Raw genomic sequence first — 17,817 nt, forward strand, 5'->3', positions numbered from 1 at the left:
CTGTATCCGCTTCGCAGGCAACTGCGGAGCGGCACTCATCGTTAACCGGGGGTTGTTATGTATGCTTTAACCCATTGCCGAATCTTTACCGGCCATGAAATTTTGGATGACCATGCGCTCGTTGTAGCAGATGGCCTGATTGAACGCCTTTGCCCACAGGCTGAGCTACCAGCGGATATTGAACAACGATCGCTGAATGGTGCCCTCCTCGCCCCTGGTTTTATTGATGTGCAGCTCAACGGCTGCGGCGGCGTGCAGTTTAACGATACCGCCGAGGCCGTCAGCGTTGAGACGCTGGAGATCATGCAGCGTGCTAACGAGAAATCCGGCTGCACCAGCTACCTGCCGACGCTGATTACCACCAGCGATGACCTGATGAAACAGGGCGTGCAGGTGATGCGCGACTACCTCGCAAAATACCCGAACCAGGCGCTGGGCCTGCATCTGGAAGGGCCGTGGCTCAATATCATCAAGAAAGGGACCCACAATCCGGACTTCGTGCGTAAACCGGATGCGGCGCTGGTCGATTTCTTATGTCAAAACGCGGATGTGATCACAAAAATCACCTTAGCCCCGGAAGTAGCGGGATGCGACGTGATCCGCAAGCTTGCCGACGCGGGGATTGTGGTTTCCGCCGGTCACTCCAACGCCACGCTGAACGAGGCGAAAGCCGGTTTCCGCGCCGGTATCACCTTCGCTACCCATCTCTATAATGCCATGCCGTACATCACCGGACGCGAGCCGGGCCTGGCGGGCGCAGTGCTTGATGACACAGATGTTTACTGTGGCGTGATTGCCGATGGGTTGCATGTCGACTACGTTAATATTCGCAATGCGAAGCGGCTGAAGGGAGACAAGCTCTGTCTGGTCACCGATGCTACCGCACCCGCAGGTGCACAGATTGATCAGTTCATTTTTGCTGGCAAAACAATATACTACCGAAATGGATTGTGCGTAGATGAAAACGGAACGCTGAGCGGCTCGGCCCTGACGATGATCGAAGGGGTGCGTAACCTGGTCGAGCATGTCGGTATTGCGCTCGATGAAGCGCTGCGTATGGCCACGCTCTACCCGGCTCGCGCCATTGGCGTTGACAAAAAGCTGGGCACTCTCGCCGCAGGCAAGGTGGCGAACCTGACCGCATTTACGCGTGATTATGAAATTATCAAGACCATCGTTAATGGTAACGAGGTCGCCACTGCATAAAGAGACGGTATGACATCAGGCGGACAAGCTCAAATTGGTAACGTTGACCTCGTAAAACAGCTTAACAGTGCGGCGGTTTACCGCCTGATTGACCAACACGGCCCCATCTCACGCATACAGATTGCCGAGCAGAGCCAGCTTGCTCCCGCCAGCGTGACAAAAATCACGCGTCAGCTGATTGAACGCGGGCTGATCAAAGAAGTCGATCAGCAGGCCTCCACCGGGGGCCGCCGCGCCATCTCCATCATTACCGAAACCCGCCATTTCCAGGCTATCGGCGTGCGCCTCGGGCGCACCGACACCACCCTTACGCTCTACGATCTGAGCAGCAAAGTGCTGGCGGAAGAGCATTACCCGCTGCCGGAGCGCACGCAGGAGACGCTGGAGCACGCCCTGCTCAATACCATCAGCCAGTTTATCGATGCCAATCAGCGTAAAATCCGCGAACTGATCGCCATTTCGGTGATCCTGCCGGGGCTGGTCGATCCGGAAAGCGGTGTGATCCGCTATATGCCGCATATTCAGGTGGAGAATTGGGCGCTGGTTGAGGCGCTGGAAAAACGCTTCAAATTGACCTGCTTCGTCGGTCACGATATCCGTAGCCTGGCGCTGGCCGAGCACTATTTTGGCGCAAGCCAGGATTGTGAAGACTCCATTCTGGTGCGCGTGCACCGCGGCACCGGCGCGGGGATCATCTCCAGCGGTCGTATCTTTATCGGTCGCAACGGTAATGTCGGCGAAATTGGACACGTGCAGGTGGAACCCCTCGGCGAGCGCTGCCACTGCGGTAACTTTGGTTGCCTGGAGACGATAGCCGCCAATGCCGCCATTGAGCAGCGGGTCCGCCATCTGTTACAGCAGGGTTATCAGAGCCGCCTGAAAGAGGAGGATTGCTCAATCAAAGCCATCTGCAAAGCCGCCAACAAAGGCGATGCGCTGGCCTGCGAAGTGATTGAGTATGTCGGGCGTCACCTCGGCAAAACCATCGCTATCGCCATTAACCTCTTCAACCCACAAAAAGTGGTTATCGCCGGTGAGATCGTTGAAGCAGAAAAAATCCTGCTGCCCGCCATTGAAGCCTGTATCAATACGCAGTCACTGAAGGCGTTTCGCAAAAATCTGCCGGTTGTGCCCTCTACCCTCGATCACCGCTCTGCGATTGGCGCCTTCGCGCTGGTGAAACGGGCGATGCTGAACGGTCTGCTGCTACAGCGGTTGCTGGAAAACTGACAGGGTTTATAGTTAACACTTATTTTTTTATCCGGACACTCCATGACCATTCAGAATGTAATCTGCGATATTGATGGCGTGCTGATGCACGATAACGTTGCCGTTCCCGGCGCCGCCGAGTTTGTTACCCGCATCCTTGAGAAAGAGATGCCGCTGGTATTGCTGACTAACTATCCTTCTCAGACCGGTCAGGATCTGGCTAACCGCTTTGCCTCCGCCGGGATTGATGTGCCCGCCAGCGTCTTTTACACCTCGGCGATGGCAACAGCGGACTTCCTCAAGCGCCAGGAGGGGAAAAAAGCCTATGTGGTCGGCGAAGGTGCATTGATTCATGAGCTTTATAAAGCAGGCTTCACCATTACCGATATCAACCCGGATTTTGTCATCGTCGGCGAAACCCGCTCCTATAACTGGGAGATGATGCACCGCGCGGCCTTCTTCGTCGCCAATGGCGCGCGCTTTATCGCCACCAACCCGGACACGCACGGCCGCGGCTTCTACCCCGCCTGCGGCGCGCTCTGCGCCGGTATTGAGAAGATCTCCGGCCGCAAGCCTTTTTATGTTGGCAAACCGAGCCCGTGGATCATTCGCGCCGCGTTGAACACCATGCAGGCGCACTCGGAGCAGACTGTGATTGTTGGCGATAACCTGCGCACCGATATTCTGGCTGGCTTCCAGGCCGGTCTGGAGACCATCCTGGTGCTCTCCGGCGTCTCGCGGCTCGACGATATCGACAGCATGCCGTTCCGGCCATCGTGGATTTACCCTTCGGTCGCCGAAATTGATGTGATCTGAACGTAACCACGCCTTTGGGCGTGGTTTTTCATTTTTGCCGCATCAAAAAGCCACTTCGTTTAATAAACAGCGCTTAATTTTGAACAATCATCAATAAACCAGCGCAATACATAAGCAATTTTCAGCATTCCTCAATCACCGTTGCACTTTTTCATTTCGTGCGGCTAAAAGGCTTGCGCCCAGCCCGTCTTTTGCGGCATTTTGGCTATAAGCACACAACATTACAGCAATGCCCTCAAGGTTAACGGAGAAGTCTATGTGTTCAATTTTTGGCGTACTGGATATCAAAACCGACGCAGGCGAATTACGTAAAAAAGCGCTGGAATTATCCCGTCTGATGCGCCACCGCGGTCCGGACTGGTCCGGCGTTTATGCCAGTGACAAAGCGATTCTCTCCCATGAGCGTCTGTCGATTGTCGACGTCAACGCCGGTGCGCAACCACTCTATAACCAACAAAAAACACATGCGCTGGCCGTTAACGGTGAAATTTATAACCACCAGGCGCTGCGCGCAGAGTATGGCGACCGCTACGCCTTCCAGACTGGCTCCGACTGCGAAGTGATCCTCGCGCTCTATCAGGAAAAAGGGCCAGCCTTCCTCGACGAATTACAGGGTATGTTTGCCTTCGTGCTTTACGACAGTGAACAGGATGCTTACCTGATTGGCCGCGACCATATCGGCATCATCCCGCTCTATATGGGTCATGACGAACACGGCAACCTTTATGTCGCCTCTGAAATGAAGGCGCTGGTGCCGGTTTGCCGCACCATTAAAGAGTTCCCGGCGGGCAGCTATCTGTGGAGCAAAGAGGGTGAAATCCGCTCTTACTACCAGCGCGACTGGTTCTCTTATGACGCCGTAAAAGATAACGTTACCGACAAAGAGGCGCTGCGCCAGGCGCTGGAAGATGCGGTGAAGAGCCACCTGATGTCCGACGTGCCCTACGGCGTGCTGCTCTCCGGCGGGCTGGACTCCTCGGTTATCTCCGCGATCACCAAAAAATTCGCCGCCCGCCGCGTGGAAGATCAGGAGAAATCAGAAGCCTGGTGGCCGCAGCTGCACTCTTTCGCCGTCGGTCTGAAAGGCGCGCCGGATCTGAAAGCGGCGCAGGAAGTGGCGAACCACCTTGGCACCGTGCACCATGAAATTCACTTCACCGTGCAGGAAGGTCTGGATGCGATCCGCGATGTGATCTATCACATTGAAACTTATGACGTGACTACCATTCGCGCCTCGACGCCGATGTATCTGATGTCGCGCAAAATCAAAGCGATGGGCATCAAAATGGTGCTCTCCGGTGAGGGTTCTGACGAAGTCTTCGGCGGCTACCTCTACTTCCATAAAGCGCCGGATGCTAAAGAGCTGCACGAAGAGACGGTGCGTAAATTGCAGGCATTGCATATGTTTGACTGTGCCCGCGCCAACAAAGCGATGTCCGCCTGGGGCGTGGAAGCACGCGTACCGTTCCTCGATAAGAACTTCCTCGATGTGGCGATGCGCATTAACCCGCAGGATAAGATGTGCGGCAGCAACGGTAAGATGGAAAAACATATCCTGCGCGAATGTTTTGAATCCTACCTGCCGGCAAGCGTGGCATGGCGTCAGAAAGAGCAGTTCTCCGATGGCGTGGGCTACAGCTGGATCGACACCCTGAAAGAGGTGGCGGCGCAGCAGGTGACGGATCAGCAACTGGCGACCGCCAGCTACCGCTTCCCGTACAACACACCTTCGTCGAAAGAGGCTTATCTCTATCGTGAAATCTTTGAAGAGCTCTTCCCGGTCGCCAGCGCCGCCGAGTGCGTGCCGGGCGGTCCGTCCGTGGCCTGCTCATCGGCTAAAGCGTTCGAATGGGACGAAGCGTTCAAAACCATGAACGATCCATCGGGCCGCGCAATCGGTGTGCACCAGTCAGCCTACTGATAAGCGATGGTTATGCATACAGGCCCTGCGGGGCCTGTTGTTTTTGTGTGGCTGATTTCACGCAGAAAATCGTTTTTTGTTGAATAAAGCAACATGCTGTTCGCAACCTAACCAAACAGTCACATTCCGGCAATTTTCGATGAAAAAGGTGTTGACGCTCTCAGGCTCAATACGCATAATGCGCCCCGCAACGCCGATAAGGTAACGCGAAAAAAAGATGGCTACGTAGCTCAGCTGGTTAGAGCACAGCACTCATAATGCTGGGGTCACAGGTTCGATTCCCGTCGTAGCCACCATCTTTTTTTGCGGGAGTGGCGAAATTGGTAGACGCACCAGATTTAGGTTCTGGCGCCGCAAGGTGTGCGAGTTCAAGTCTCGCCTCCCGCACCATTCCCAAAGAAGCGTTGCACGGATGGGGTATCGCCAAGCGGTAAGGCACCGGTTTTTGATACCGGCATTCCCTGGTTCGAATCCAGGTACCCCAGCCATCTCTTCTTCGACTCCTGCGTTTTAACGCGTTAGTCGTTGGGGTATCGCCAAGCGGTAAGGCACCGGTTTTTGATACCGGCATTCCCTGGTTCGAATCCAGGTACCCCAGCCAGTCGATGACTGGGTAAGCAGTAAAATTTGGCTACGTAGCTCAGCTGGTTAGAGCACAGCACTCATAATGCTGGGGTCACAGGTTCGATTCCCGTCGTAGCCACCATATTCAAGGCGTAATGCTCAGGCATTAAACCGAAAAAGATTTGTTGGGGTATCGCCAAGCGGTAAGGCAGTGGATTCTGATTCCACCATTCCGAGGTTCGAATCCTCGTACCCCAGCCAACTTCAAAGACGCTTGCTTCGGCAAACGCACTTTTGGGGTATCGCCAAGCGGTAAGGCAGTGGATTCTGATTCCACCATTCCGAGGTTCGAATCCTCGTACCCCAGCCAATCAAAACAAAAAAGCTCGCTTCGGCGGGCTTTTTTGTTTTCTGCCTCCTGACAATCAGTAGCTGTTAAGCGCCTGAATGGCATGCTAATTTGAGCCATCTTCTTCCCGTCGGGTGCGCACCATGAATTATCAAACTACGGCTCTGTGGTTTTACTCCCCCTATCACCTGCTGCTGGTGTTCGCGGTTATTGCCGCAACATTCCTCGGCCTGACCGCGCCAATCCTCTATTTTCTGGTTATCGGGCTGCTGTTTCCGGTGCTGGTCTCGATGCGCCTGCATATCCTGAGCGAGAACGGCAAGGCGACACTGATGAAAGAGCGCGAGGAGTGGATGGTCTACGTGCAGGGGATACCAGTGCATGAGAAGCGCGCCTCGCTGAAAAACCCCTGCTTTCCCACGCCTGAGCGGCTGCGCCAGTTTTTTATGCGCGGTTTTATCGCCAGAGCGCTGATCCAACTCGTGGCCATCGCTATGTTGATCGACCAGGCGCGCGCCAATCCGCTGATAAGTTATGAAGGCCTGGCGGCGGGCACCATGCTGGTTCTGCTGCTGATACCGCTCTATCGCACAGCGCGTGCCATCAGTGACGTGCATGCAGGAAAATGGGCGTTGCAGGAGATTGACGCGGCGACGGGCTATCAGGCCTATTTCGTTGACAACAAACAGGTGAAGACGGCACTCGACAGGATGCTCGCGGTGCCGTAACAGTGTGCGCGAGCGACCTGTCGCTCGCGCTTTCTTACAGGCCTAAGGCGTATTTCAGCGCCTGGCGTTTCAACCCTCCGGCGCGCTCTGCCGCCATCAGGCCAATATTGCGTAACACGCGCAGCGGCCCGAGATCGTTACTGAACCCGGCATAAAAGAGATCCATTCCGCTCTGCATAATGAAGTTATCCGCCCTGCGCCGCGTCTGGTAGCGTTGCAGCACCTCACGGCTGGCCCAGGCTTCTCCGTGGCTGCGAGCGCGTGACAGCACATCCAGCAGCGCATCAACGTCGCGATAACCAAGATTCACCCCCTGCCCCGCCAGCGGATGAATGGTGTGCGCCGCATCGCCCACCAGCGCCAGCCCCGGCTGCACATATTGCAGCGCGTGGCGACGCACCAGCGGGAACGACGCCGCAGAGACCGCTTTAACGCGCCCCAGCCGCGGCGGAAAGTTGCGGGCGATCTCTTGCTCCAGCTGCGTCATGGAGAGGGTTTGTAACTGGCGGATGCGCGCAGGCTTGTCGTACCACACCAGCGACGCCCAGCGCTCATAAAGCGGTAAAAAGGCGTGTGGCCCGTTCGGCGTAAAGTGCTGCCAGGTCGAATCGCCCGCGTCTTGCTCGCACTCGACGCTTATCAGCATGCAGGATTGATCGTACTGCCAGGCATGAATACCAATGCCCGCAGACTGGCGCACCCAGGAGTTGGCACCATCCGCGCCAATCAGCAGCTGCGCCGTCAGCGTATCGCCATTTTCAAAACGGATGGTTTGCCTCTCATCACTGGCTTCACGCCCGCTCAGCGTCTCTGTACTCAACGTCACCTGCGGATGCGCCTGCAGCGCTTGCCATAAGGCGTACTGCAGAACGCTGTTTTCCACCATATACCCGAGCAGCGGCAGCTTCAGCTCGCGGGCGTCAAACAGCACGTGGGCGTTTTCCCACTCCCACGTCTCCAGCTGCCGGTAGGGGTGGCAACGCATAGCTTCGATGCTCTCCCAGACGCCCAATCCGCGCAGCAGCTCGACCGAGGCGGCGCTGATCGCCGAGATGCGCACATCCGGCGGCGCGCTGGCATCAAAGGGGGCTGGGATCTGTTTATCGATAACCGTGACGGCAAAACCCAGTTGCGCCAGCCCTAACGCCAGCGCCCCGCCGACCATACCGCCGCCAACAATAGCGACCTCTGTGGAGTGATTTGTCATGGCGAAGTGTCCTTTTAGATGAATGGCCTAAGTCTACCGGATTTTTGCGCTCTTGCCGCCCCGCCAACCGTCATACTGGTCAGGGCGCAACCAAAGCATTACAATACGCGGCCTGCAATCCTGGCTTATACCCGTCATACTCCGGGTATACGAACTTACGCAAGAGCAAGTCGATGACAAAAAAACTCCATATTAAAACCTGGGGCTGTCAGATGAACGAATATGATTCATCAAAGATGGCCGATCTGCTGGATGCCACCCACGGCTATCAACTGACCGAGGTTGCGGAAGAAGCGGATGTGCTGCTGCTCAATACCTGCTCAATCCGCGAAAAAGCCCAGGAGAAAGTTTTCCATCAGTTGGGTCGCTGGAAGCTGCTGAAAGAGAAAAACCCGGAGCTGATTATTGGCGTCGGCGGCTGCGTGGCCTCGCAGGAGGGCGATCACATTCGCCAGCGCGCCCACTATGTCGACATCATTTTCGGGCCGCAAACTCTGCACCGTCTGCCGGAGATGATCAACTCCGTGCGCGGCAACCGCAGCCCGGTCGTCGATATCAGCTTCCCGGAAATTGAAAAATTCGATCGCCTGCCGGAACCGCGCGCCGAAGGCCCGACCGCCTTTGTTTCGATCATGGAAGGGTGCAACAAATATTGCACCTACTGCGTGGTGCCTTACACCCGCGGCGAAGAGGTGAGCCGTCCTTCCGACGACATCCTGTTTGAGATCGCCCAGCTGGCGGCGCAGGGCGTGCGTGAAGTGAACCTGCTTGGCCAGAACGTTAACGCCTGGCGCGGTGAAAACTATGATGGCACAACCGGCACCTTTGCCGATCTGCTGCGCCTGGTCGCCGCGATTGACGGCATCGACCGTATTCGCTTTACCACTAGCCACCCGATTGAGTTCACCGACGATATCGTTGATGTCTATCGCGATACGCCGGAGCTGGTGAGCTTCCTGCACCTGCCGGTGCAGAGCGGTTCCGACCGCGTGCTGAACCTGATGGGGCGCACCCACACCGCGCTGGAGTATAAAGCGATCATTCGTAAGCTGCGCGAGGCGCGTCCCGATATTCAGATCAGCTCTGACTTTATCGTCGGCTTCCCGGGCGAAACCACCGATGACTTTGAGAAGACCATGAAGCTGATTGCCGATGTCAATTTTGACATGAGCTACAGCTTTATCTTCTCTGCGCGTCCGGGTACGCCGGCTGCCAATATGGTTGACGACGTGCCGGATGAAGAGAAAAAGCAGCGTCTCTATATCCTGCAAGACCGTATTAACCAGCAGGCGATGGCCTGGAGCCGCCGCATGCTCGGCACCACGCAGCGTATTCTGGTGGAAGGTACCTCGCGTAAAAGCATCATGGAGTTGTCCGGCCGTACCGAGAACAACCGCGTGGTGAACTTCGAAGGCACGCCGGAGATGATCGGCAAGTTTGTCGACGTCGAGATTGTGGATGTTTATACCAACTCCCTGCGCGGCGTACTGGTGCGTACCGAAGAGGAGATGGGGCTGCGTGTTGCAGAATCTCCGGCTTCGGTGATCGCCCGTACCCGTAAAGAGAACGAGCTTGGCGTAGGCACGTATCAGCCGTAAAACCTCAGGCCTGCCATTTCTGGCAGGCCTTGCTTTTCCCCGCAATCACCCCAACATGCTGTCTGATGCTTGCGACTTCTGGCGTTGACGTAAATACTTGCCAGAGGGTCGCGACGGCGACACATATCAAAGAGGAACAGTTTGAACATAGATACGCGTGAAATCACCCTTGAGCCAGCGGACAACGCACGTCTGCTAAGTCTGTGCGGCCCGTTTGACGACAACATCAAACAACTGGAGCGGCGACTGGGCATCGAAATCAACCGCCGCGATAATCACTTCAAACTCACCGGACGCGAAATTTGCGTCAACGCGGCTGCCGATATTCTGCACACGCTGTATGTCGACACTGCGCCGATGCGCGGTCAGACCCAGGATATCGAGCCGAACCAGATCCACCTTGCGATTAAAGAAGCCCGCGTGCTGGAGCAGAGCGCTGAGAGCGTGCCGGAGTACGGTAAAGCGGTCAACATCAAGACCAAGCGCGGCGTAATTAAGCCACGCACGCCGAACCAGGCGCAGTACATCGCTAACGTGCTCGATCATGACATCACCTTCGGCGTTGGCCCGGCGGGTACGGGTAAAACCTACCTCGCGGTCGCAGCCGCCGTGGATGCGCTTGAGCGTCAGGAAGTACGCCGCATTCTGCTGACCCGCCCGGCGGTGGAAGCGGGTGAAAAGCTCGGCTTCCTGCCCGGCGATCTCAGCCAGAAGGTCGACCCTTACCTGCGCCCGCTCTATGACGCGCTGTTTGAGATGCTTGGCTTCGAGCGCGTTGAGAAGCTGATGGAGCGCAACGTCATTGAGGTTGCCCCCCTCGCCTATATGCGCGGTCGCACCCTGAATGATGCCTTTATCATTCTTGATGAGAGCCAGAACACCACCATCGAACAGATGAAGATGTTCCTGACGCGTATCGGCTTCAACTCAAAAGCGGTGATCACCGGCGACGTCACGCAGATTGACCTGCCGCGCAGCACCAAATCGGGTCTGCGCCATGCTATCGAAGTGCTGGGAAATGTCGATGAGATCAGCTTTAACTTCTTCCACAGCGAAGACGTGGTGCGCCACCCGGTGGTGGCACGCATTGTTATCGCTTATGAAGCCTGGGAAGAGGCGGAGCAGAAACGGAAAGCAGAACTGGCCGCCGAGCGTAAGCGCGAAGCCCAGGATCAGGAGCAGAAATGAGTCAGGTGATCCTCGATTTACAGTTGGCTTGCGAAGATAACAGCGGCCTGCCGGATGAAGCGCAGTTTCAGGCCTGGCTGGATGCGGTGATCCCGCAGTTCCAGCCGGAAGCGGAAGTGACCATCCGTCTGGTCGATAGCGCAGAGAGCCACGAGCTGAACCTGACCTATCGCGGGAAAGATAAGCCGACCAACGTGCTCTCTTTCCCGTTCGAAGCGCCGCCCGGCATCGAAATGCCTCTGCTGGGCGATCTGATCATTTGCCGCCAGGTGGTTGAGCAGGAGGCGCTCGAACAGGTTAAACCCCTCGAAGCCCACTGGGCGCATATGGTGATCCACGGCAGCTTACACCTGCTGGGGTATGACCATATCGAGGATGAGGAAGCGGAAGAGATGGAAGGGATCGAGACAGAGATAATGCTTGCTCTGGGCTATGAGGATCCGTACATTTCCGAGAAGGAGTAGTCTGTGCGCCAGTTCGCTGGCGCATTGGCACAAAATGCCGTCCGGCGCTGAGTTTACGCGTGACGAGCGACAATTCAACCAACATGAGAACCCACACGACGCCATGAGCGACGATAACTCACACAGTAGCGACAACACCACCAGCAAAAAGGGATTCTTCTCCCTTTTACTCAGCCAGCTCTTTCACGGCGAACCGAAAAACCGTGATGAATTACTGGCTCTGATCCGAGACTCCGGGCAGAACGAGCTTATCGATGAAGATACGCGCGACATGCTCGAAGGGGTGATGGATATTGCGGACCAGCGCGTACGCGACATCATGATCCCCCGTTCACAAATGATCACCCTGAAACGCAACCAGACGCTGGACGAGTGTCTCGATGTCATTATCGAGTCCGCCCACTCGCGTTTCCCGGTCATTAGCGAAGACAAAGATCACATCGAAGGGATTCTGATGGCTAAGGATCTGCTGCCGTTTATGCGCAGCGATGCCGAAGCATTCAGCATGGAAAAAGTGTTACGCCCGGCAGTGGTGGTACCGGAGAGCAAGCGCGTTGACCGCATGCTGAAAGAGTTCCGTTCCCAGCGCTACCACATGGCTATCGTTATTGATGAGTTTGGTGGTGTCTCCGGTCTGGTCACTATCGAAGATATTCTTGAGCTGATCGTCGGCGAAATCGAAGATGAGTATGACGAAGAAGAGGATATCGATTTCCGCCAGCTGAGCCGTCACACCTGGACGGTGCGCGCGCTGGCGCCGATTGAAGACTTTAACGACACCTTCGGTACCCACTTCAGCGATGAAGAGGTCGATACCATTGGCGGTCTGGTGATGCAGGCGTTTGGGCACCTCCCCGCGCGCGGCGAATCTATCGACATTGATGGTTACCAATTCAAAGTCGCTATGGCAGACAGTCGACGTATTATTCAGGTCCATGTCAGAATGCCGGATGATTCTCCGCAACCGAAACTGGATGAGTAATGTAAATGGTATTTGCCGCCTTGTTTGAGCGCCAGCGCGTCCGTCTGCTGCTGGCGTTACTGTGCGGAGCCAGCGGAACGCTGGCTTTTTCACCTTATGACCTCTGGCCCGCCGCGCTTCTCTCCCTGATGGGTCTGCAGGGCTTAACCCTTAACCGCCGTCCGTTACAGGCCGCCTGGATTGGCTACGCCTGGGGGCTTGGCCTGTTTGGCAGCGGCGTGCACTGGGTCTATGTCAGCATCGCGCAGTTTGGCGGTATGCCTGGCCCCATCAATGTCTTTATCGTCGTGCTGCTGGCAGCTTATCTGTCGCTCTATACCGGCCTGTTTGCCGGCCTGCTCGCGCGCCTGTGGCCGAAAACCAGCTGGCTGCGCGTAGCGGTTGCCGCGCCGGTGGTGTGGCAGATCACCGAGTTTCTGCGCGGCTGGGTGCTGACCGGCTTCCCGTGGCTGCAGTTTGGCTACAGCCAGATTGACGGCCCGCTGAAAGGCCTGGCACCGGTGCTCGGCGTCGAGTCAATTAACATCCTGCTGATGGTAGTGAGCGGACTGCTGGTGCTGGCGCTGGCAACCCGTAACTGGCGTCCGCTGGTGGCGGCGGTTGTGCTCTTCGCCCTCCCCTTCCCGCTGCGTTTTATTCAGTGGTATCAGCTGCTGCCGGATCGCACCACTCAGGTGACGATGGTGCAGGGCAATATTCCGCAGTCGATGAAGTGGGACGCGGGTGAGTTGCTCAATACATTGAAGATTTACGCTGGCGCTACTGAGCAGGTGCTGGGCAAGTCGCAGCTGATTATCTGGCCGGAGTCGGCAATCCCGGATCTGGAGATTAATCAGCAGGGCTTTCTCAACGAGATGGATAAAACCCTGCGGGCGAACAATGCCACGCTGATCACCGGTATTGTCGATGCGCGCCTCAATCAGCAGAATCGCTACGACACTTACAACACGGCGATTACGCTGGGAACCGGCAGCCCGTACAGCTATCGCTCAACGGATCGCTACAACAAAAATCACCTGGTGCCGTTTGGCGAGTTTGTGCCGCTGGAGTCGATTCTGCGGCCATTAGCGCCCTTCTTCGATCTGCCAATGTCCTCCTTTAGCCGCGGGCCTTATGTGCAGGCACCGCTTTCGGCTCATGGGTTGAAACTGACGGCAGCGATCTGCTACGAGATTATCCTCGGCGAGCAGGTGCGGGATAACTTCCGCCCGGACACCGACTTCCTGCTGACCATCTCCAACGATGCCTGGTTTGGGAAATCGATTGGGCCATGGCAGCACTTCCAGATGGCGCGTATGCGTTCGCTGGAGCTGGCGCGCCCGCTGCTGCGCAGCACCAATAACGGCATTACCGCAGTGATTGGGCCGCAGGGTGAGATCCAGGCGATGCTGCCGCAGTTCACCCGCGAGGTGCTGACGGCGAAAGTAACGCCCACCAGCGGATTGACGCCGTATGCGCGAATGGGTAACTGGCCGGTGTGGATTATCACGGTTCTGCTGGGCTTTGCCGCGCTGGTGTTGGGCCTGCGTCAACGCCGCCGTTAATTTTTCGCCGCTGAATGCCGGATGGCGCTTCGCTTATCCGGCCTACAAATTCCTCACTATCCTTGTAGGCCGGATAAGGCATAAGCCGCCATCCGGCAGCGACCTCATATCTTTGCCGGATGGCGCTGCGCTTATCCGGCCTACAAAATTTCGCACTTCCCTTGTAGGCCCGATAAGGCGTACGCCGCCATCCGGCAGCGACCTCATATCTTTGCCGGATGACGCTGTGCTTATGCGGCCTACAAAATTTCGCACTTCCCCGTAGGCCGGATAAGGCGTAAGCCGCCATCCGGCAGTGGCCTCATATCTTTGCCGGATGGCGCTGTGCTTATCCGGCCTACAAAACTTCGCACTTCCCCGTAGGCCGGATAAGGCGTAAGCCGCCATCCGGCAGCGACCTCATATCTTTGCCGGATGACGCTGTGCTTATGCGGCCTACAAAATTTCGCACTCCCCCGTAGGCCGGATAAGGCGTAAGCCGCCATCCGGCAATTTCTTCTGCATCCACCAAACTGGCATGCCGCTTGCTTATATCTACCCCGTGACGACCAAATCTGCCCGTGCGTAAACGGGTCGCACCGGCAGGGATCGGTCGCAGCACTATTCTGGTGCAATGTGAGATTTTTGCCTCTAAACGGTGCGGCGCGCCTCGCAAAAATAAACAATACCGCAGCAAATTCTTTACATTAAGCCAGACTAAATGTAACAAACACACACGACACTGCACGAATATGTAGCAGCACATAACAACAACACAACGGGTATCACTGTGCTTTACGCACTGACGATAAAGGAGTCTGGATATGCAATTACGTAAACTGGCCGCCGCCATGCTGGTGATGGGACTGTCCGCCGGTCTGGCACACGCCGAGGAGGCGAAGCCTGCCGACGCAGCGGCTCAGCAATCGACGCTGGATAAAATTGCCAAAAACGGCGTTATCGTCGTCGGTCACCGTGAATCTTCCGTACCGTTCTCCTATTACGACAACGCACAGAAAGTTGTCGGTTATTCACAAGACTACTCCAACGCTATCGTTGAAGCGGTGAAGAAGAAGCTCAACAAGCCGGATCTGGCCGTTAAGCTGATCCCTGTCACCTCGCAGAACCGTATTCCGCTGCTGCAAAACGGCACCTTCGACTTTGAGTGTGGCTCCACCACCAACAACGTCGAGCGCCAGAAACAGGCGGCCTTCTCTGACACCATTTTCGTGGTCGGCACCCGTCTGCTGACCAAAAAAGGCGGCCCGATCAAAGATTTCGCCGACCTGAAAGGCAAAGCCGTGGTTGTGACCTCCGGCACGACCTCCGAGATCCTGCTTAACAAGCTGAACGACGAGAAGAAGATGGATATGCGCATCATCAGCGCGAAAGATCACGGCGACTCCTTCCGTACGCTGGAGAGCGGCCGCGCGGTAGCCTTTATGATGGATGATGCCCTGCTGGCCGGTGAGCGCGCGAAGGCGAAGAAACCGGATAACTGGGAGATTGTCGGCACCCCGCAGTCGAAAGAAGCTTACGGCTGTATGCTGCGCAAAAACGACCCGGAATTTAAAAAGCTGATGGATGAGACCATCGCGCAGTACCAGACCTCCGGCGCGGCGGAAAAATCGTTCACCAAGTGGTTTAAAAACCCGATTCCACCGAAAAACATGAACCTGAACTTCGATCTTTCTGACGACATGAAAGCGCTGTTCAAAGAACCGAATGACAAAGCTTTGAACTAATTAAAACCATTAGGGGCGGGTTTACCTGCCCTCTCGATTGTCGAAGCTGCACGGACAGACTATGCGTTGAGTGGCCGTTCCCCACTCAGCGTGAACATTCGCACTTCACACAATCTTCGAGGGTAGCGCTGCTACCCTTTTTTTTCTGGAGTAGATTTATGTCCATAGACTGGAACTGGGGAATATTCCTGCAACAGGCCCCGTTCGGCAACACCACCTATCTCGGCTGGTTATGGAGCGGTTTTCAGGTCACCATCGCATTGTCGGTGACGGCCTGGATCATCGCCTTCCTGGTCGGCTCTCTGTTTGGCATCCTGCGCACCGTTCCCAACCGTTTCCTCTCCGGAATCGGCACCTTATATGTGGAACTGTTCCGTAACGTGCCGCTAATTGTGCAGTTCTTTACCTGGTATCTCGTGGTGCCGGAGCTGCTGCCGGAAGATATCGGCATGTGGTTTAAGGCGGAGCTGGATCCCAACATCCAGTTCTTCCTCTCGTCGATGGTCTGCCTTGGTCTGTTTACTGCCGCTCGCGTCTGCGAGCAGGTGCGCGCCGCGATCCAGTCGCTGCCGCGCGGGCAGAAAAATGCCGGGCTGGCGATGGGCCTGACGCTGCCGCAAACCTACCGCTACGTGCTGCTGCCCAATGCCTATCGCGTGATCGTCCCGCCGATGACCTCGGAGATGATGAACCTGGTGAAAAACTCGGCCATCGCTTCGACCATTGGCCTGGTGGATATGGCGGCGCAGGCGGGCAAGCTGCTCGATTACTCCGCCCACGCATGGGAATCTTTCACCGCCATTACCCTCGCTTACGTGGTGATTAACGCCGTGATTATGCTGGTGATGAACCTGGTTGAACGCAAAATCCGCCTGCCGGGCAATATGGGAGGCAAATAACGATGTATGAGTTTGACTGGAGTTCAATCGTCCCTTCCCTGCCTTATCTGTGGGCGGGATTGCTGGTGACGCTGAAAATCACCGCCATTGCTATTGTGTTCGGTATCGTCTGGGGCACGCTGCTGGCAGTGATGCGTCTGTCGACCTTCGCGCCGCTGCGCTGGTTCGCCAAAAGCTACGTTAACGTCTTCCGCTCGATTCCGCTGGTGATGGTGCTGCTGTGGTTCTATCTGATCGTGCCGGGTTTCCTGCAAAACGTGCTGGGCCTGTCGCCGAAAACCGATATCCGGCTTATCTCCGCGATGGTCGCCTTCTCGATGTTTGAGGCGGCGTACTACTCGGAGATTATCCGCGCCGGGATCCAGAGTATCTCCCGCGGGCAGTCAAGCGCGGCGCTGGCGCTCGGCATGACGCACTGGCAGTCGATGAAGCTGATTATCCTGCCGCAGGCGTTTCGCGCCATGGTGCCGCTGCTGCTTACCCAGGGCATCGTCTTATTCCAGGACACCTCGTTAGTGTATGTCCTGAGCCTGGCGGATTTCTTCCGCACGGCCTCCACGATTGGCGAGCGTGACGGTACGCAGGTCGAGATGATCCTGTTTGCCGGCGCTGTCTATTTTGTTATCAGTTTGAGTGCTTCGCTGTTGGTCAGCTGGCTGAAGAAAAGGACCGTCTAATGATTTCCCTGAAAAATGTTTCGAAATGGTATGGCCACTTTCAGGTGCTGACCGACTGCTCCACCGAAGTGAAAAAGGGCGAGGTGGTGGTAGTTTGCGGCCCGTCGGGCTCCGGTAAATCGACGCTGATCAAAACCGTCAATGGCCTTGAGCCGGTACAGAAAGGCGAGATCCTGGTCAACGGCACCAAAGTGAACGACAAGAAGACCAACCTCGCGGAGCTGCGCTCCCACGTCGGGATGGTATTCCAGCACTTTGAGCTCTTCCCGCACCTGTCGATTATCGAAAACCTGACGCTGGCGCAGGTGAAAGTGCTGAAACGCGATAAAGCCGCCGCGCGCGACAAAGGGCTGAAGCTGCTGGAACGCGTTGGGCTGACGGCACACGCCAATAAGTTCCCGGCGCAGCTTTCAGGTGGTCAGCAGCAGCGCGTGGCAATTGCCCGTGCGCTCTGCATGGATCCGGTGGCAATGCTGTTTGATGAACCGACATCGGCGCTCGACCCAGAGATGATCAACGAAGTGCTGGATGTAATGGTCGAACTGGCAAACGAAGGGATGACGATGATGGTGGTGACCCATGAAATGGGCTTCGCCCGTAAAGTGGCGAACCGCGTGATCTTTATGGATGAAGGGAAAATCGTCGAAGACTCAGAGAAGGATGCCTTCTTTAACGATCCAAAATCGGATCGTGCAAAAGATTTCCTCGCCAAGATCCTGCATTAATCCCCTTACGCCTGCC

General features: G+C 56.2%; 15 protein-coding genes and 7 tRNA genes. 21 read left to right on the forward strand and 1 reads right to left on the reverse strand.

All coding sequences use genetic code 11. From position 1 onward, the window contains the following. Positions 1 to 57 precede the first annotated feature (57 nt). The 12 genes from nagA to N7V53_RS04075 all read left to right on the forward strand — a co-directional run bounded on the left by nagA (position 58) and on the right by N7V53_RS04075 (position 6,793). Positions 58 to 1,206: an N-acetylglucosamine-6-phosphate deacetylase gene (gene nagA, locus N7V53_RS04020; RefSeq protein ID WP_023479974.1), complete on the forward strand. Its 1,149-nt coding sequence runs from the start codon at positions 58 to 60 to the stop codon at positions 1,204 to 1,206. Positions 1,207 to 1,215: 9 nt separating this feature from the next. Continuing rightward, positions 1,216 to 2,436, forward strand: coding sequence for an N-acetylglucosamine repressor (locus tag N7V53_RS04025; protein WP_023479921.1), 1,221 nt, complete (start codon positions 1,216 to 1,218; stop codon positions 2,434 to 2,436). Between the two features lie 42 nt (positions 2,437 to 2,478). Further along, entirely contained in the window at positions 2,479 to 3,231 is a 753-nt protein-coding gene (locus N7V53_RS04030; protein WP_023479994.1) for an HAD-IIA family hydrolase, read from the forward strand. A 256-nt stretch (positions 3,232 to 3,487) separates the two neighbouring features. Further along, positions 3,488 to 5,152 (forward strand): asparagine synthase B, encoded by a 1,665-nt coding sequence (gene asnB / locus N7V53_RS04035; RefSeq protein ID WP_128483390.1) that lies wholly within the window; start codon positions 3,488 to 3,490, stop codon positions 5,150 to 5,152. A 219-nt stretch (positions 5,153 to 5,371) separates the two neighbouring features. Then, positions 5,372 to 5,448, forward strand: a tRNA-Met gene (locus N7V53_RS04040). Positions 5,449 to 5,457: 9 nt separating this feature from the next. After that, positions 5,458 to 5,542: transfer RNA gene (locus tag N7V53_RS04045), tRNA-Leu, on the forward strand. A gap of 23 nt (positions 5,543 to 5,565) precedes the next feature. Then, a tRNA-Gln gene (locus N7V53_RS04050) sits at positions 5,566 to 5,640 on the forward strand. Positions 5,641 to 5,678: 38 nt separating this feature from the next. Continuing rightward, a tRNA-Gln gene (locus tag N7V53_RS04055) sits at positions 5,679 to 5,753 on the forward strand. A 28-nt stretch (positions 5,754 to 5,781) separates the two neighbouring features. Next, positions 5,782 to 5,858: transfer RNA gene (locus N7V53_RS04060), tRNA-Met, on the forward strand. A gap of 44 nt (positions 5,859 to 5,902) precedes the next feature. Further along, positions 5,903 to 5,977: transfer RNA gene (locus tag N7V53_RS04065), tRNA-Gln, on the forward strand. Between the two features lie 34 nt (positions 5,978 to 6,011). Then, a tRNA-Gln gene (locus tag N7V53_RS04070) sits at positions 6,012 to 6,086 on the forward strand. A gap of 122 nt (positions 6,087 to 6,208) precedes the next feature. Then, positions 6,209 to 6,793: a hypothetical protein gene (locus N7V53_RS04075; protein WP_279792229.1), complete on the forward strand. Its 585-nt coding sequence runs from the start codon at positions 6,209 to 6,211 to the stop codon at positions 6,791 to 6,793. A gap of 34 nt (positions 6,794 to 6,827) precedes the next feature. Here the strand turns inward: N7V53_RS04075 and ubiF are convergent, their stop codons facing one another. Continuing rightward, positions 6,828 to 8,000, reverse strand: coding sequence for a 3-demethoxyubiquinol 3-hydroxylase (ubiF, locus tag N7V53_RS04080; protein ID WP_279792231.1), 1,173 nt, complete (start codon positions 7,998 to 8,000; stop codon positions 6,828 to 6,830). Positions 8,001 to 8,173: 173 nt separating this feature from the next. Here ubiF and miaB point away from each other — a divergent pair, with 173 nt between their 5' ends. The 9 genes from miaB to N7V53_RS04125 all read left to right on the forward strand — a co-directional run bounded on the left by miaB (position 8,174) and on the right by N7V53_RS04125 (position 17,801). Continuing rightward, positions 8,174 to 9,598, forward strand: coding sequence for a tRNA (N6-isopentenyl adenosine(37)-C2)-methylthiotransferase MiaB (gene miaB, locus N7V53_RS04085; RefSeq protein WP_279792232.1), 1,425 nt, complete (start codon positions 8,174 to 8,176; stop codon positions 9,596 to 9,598). Between the two features lie 141 nt (positions 9,599 to 9,739). Next, entirely contained in the window at positions 9,740 to 10,786 is a 1,047-nt protein-coding gene (locus N7V53_RS04090) for a PhoH family protein (RefSeq protein ID WP_206430679.1), read from the forward strand. Further along, a complete protein-coding gene (ybeY, locus tag N7V53_RS04095; protein WP_277170417.1) occupies positions 10,783 to 11,250 on the forward strand; it encodes an rRNA maturation RNase YbeY in 468 nt (155 codons plus the stop codon). Before N7V53_RS04090 ends, ybeY begins: the two co-directional genes overlap by 4 nt. A 103-nt stretch (positions 11,251 to 11,353) precedes the next feature. Then, complete coding sequence (corC, locus tag N7V53_RS04100; protein ID WP_124971495.1) at positions 11,354 to 12,232, forward strand: CNNM family magnesium/cobalt transport protein CorC; 879 nt, start codon at positions 11,354 to 11,356, stop codon at positions 12,230 to 12,232. Positions 12,233 to 12,237: 5 nt separating this feature from the next. After that, entirely contained in the window at positions 12,238 to 13,776 is a 1,539-nt protein-coding gene (gene lnt / locus N7V53_RS04105) for an apolipoprotein N-acyltransferase (RefSeq protein ID WP_279792236.1), read from the forward strand. Positions 13,777 to 14,579: 803 nt separating this feature from the next. Then, on the forward strand, positions 14,580 to 15,500 hold the full coding sequence (locus N7V53_RS04110; RefSeq protein ID WP_023479987.1) for an amino acid ABC transporter substrate-binding protein: 921 nt from the start codon (positions 14,580 to 14,582) through the stop codon (positions 15,498 to 15,500). 158 nt (positions 15,501 to 15,658) lie between these two features. Beyond that, the gene (gene gltJ / locus N7V53_RS04115; RefSeq protein ID WP_023480005.1) at positions 15,659 to 16,399 is read left to right on the forward strand and encodes a glutamate/aspartate ABC transporter permease GltJ; all 741 of its coding nucleotides are present in this window, start codon (positions 15,659 to 15,661) and stop codon (positions 16,397 to 16,399) included. 2 nt (positions 16,400 to 16,401) lie between these two features. After that, entirely contained in the window at positions 16,402 to 17,076 is a 675-nt protein-coding gene (gltK, locus tag N7V53_RS04120; RefSeq protein ID WP_023479932.1) for a glutamate/aspartate ABC transporter permease GltK, read from the forward strand. Then, positions 17,076 to 17,801 (forward strand): amino acid ABC transporter ATP-binding protein, encoded by a 726-nt coding sequence (locus N7V53_RS04125; protein WP_023479949.1) that lies wholly within the window; start codon positions 17,076 to 17,078, stop codon positions 17,799 to 17,801. The genes gltK and N7V53_RS04125 overlap by 1 nt, the downstream gene beginning before the upstream one ends. Positions 17,802 to 17,817: the final 16 nt, after the last annotated feature.

Origin of the sequence: Kosakonia sp. HypNH10 (genome assembly GCF_029850615.1) — a bacterium.
GTDB classification, from domain to species: Bacteria; Pseudomonadota; Gammaproteobacteria; order Enterobacterales; family Enterobacteriaceae; genus Kosakonia; species Kosakonia cowanii.

Coding starts and splice junctions, on each gene's coding strand:
- nagA (WP_023479974.1), top strand. CDS start 58: ATGTATGCTTTAACCCATTGCCGAATCTTTACCGGCCATGAAATTTTG.
- N7V53_RS04025 (WP_023479921.1), top strand. CDS start 1,216: ATGACATCAGGCGGACAAGCTCAAATTGGTAACGTTGACCTCGTAAAA.
- N7V53_RS04030 (WP_023479994.1), top strand. CDS start 2,479: ATGACCATTCAGAATGTAATCTGCGATATTGATGGCGTGCTGATGCAC.
- asnB (WP_128483390.1), top strand. CDS start 3,488: ATGTGTTCAATTTTTGGCGTACTGGATATCAAAACCGACGCAGGCGAA.
- N7V53_RS04075 (WP_279792229.1), top strand. CDS start 6,209: ATGAATTATCAAACTACGGCTCTGTGGTTTTACTCCCCCTATCACCTG.
- ubiF (WP_279792231.1), bottom strand. CDS start 8,000: ATGACAAATCACTCCACAGAGGTCGCTATTGTTGGCGGCGGTATGGTC.
- miaB (WP_279792232.1), top strand. CDS start 8,174: ATGACAAAAAAACTCCATATTAAAACCTGGGGCTGTCAGATGAACGAA.
- ybeY (WP_277170417.1), top strand. CDS start 10,783: ATGAGTCAGGTGATCCTCGATTTACAGTTGGCTTGCGAAGATAACAGC.
- corC (WP_124971495.1), top strand. CDS start 11,354: ATGAGCGACGATAACTCACACAGTAGCGACAACACCACCAGCAAAAAG.
- lnt (WP_279792236.1), top strand. CDS start 12,238: ATGGTATTTGCCGCCTTGTTTGAGCGCCAGCGCGTCCGTCTGCTGCTG.
- N7V53_RS04110 (WP_023479987.1), top strand. CDS start 14,580: ATGCAATTACGTAAACTGGCCGCCGCCATGCTGGTGATGGGACTGTCC.
- gltJ (WP_023480005.1), top strand. CDS start 15,659: ATGTCCATAGACTGGAACTGGGGAATATTCCTGCAACAGGCCCCGTTC.
- gltK (WP_023479932.1), top strand. CDS start 16,402: ATGTATGAGTTTGACTGGAGTTCAATCGTCCCTTCCCTGCCTTATCTG.
- N7V53_RS04125 (WP_023479949.1), top strand. CDS start 17,076: ATGATTTCCCTGAAAAATGTTTCGAAATGGTATGGCCACTTTCAGGTG.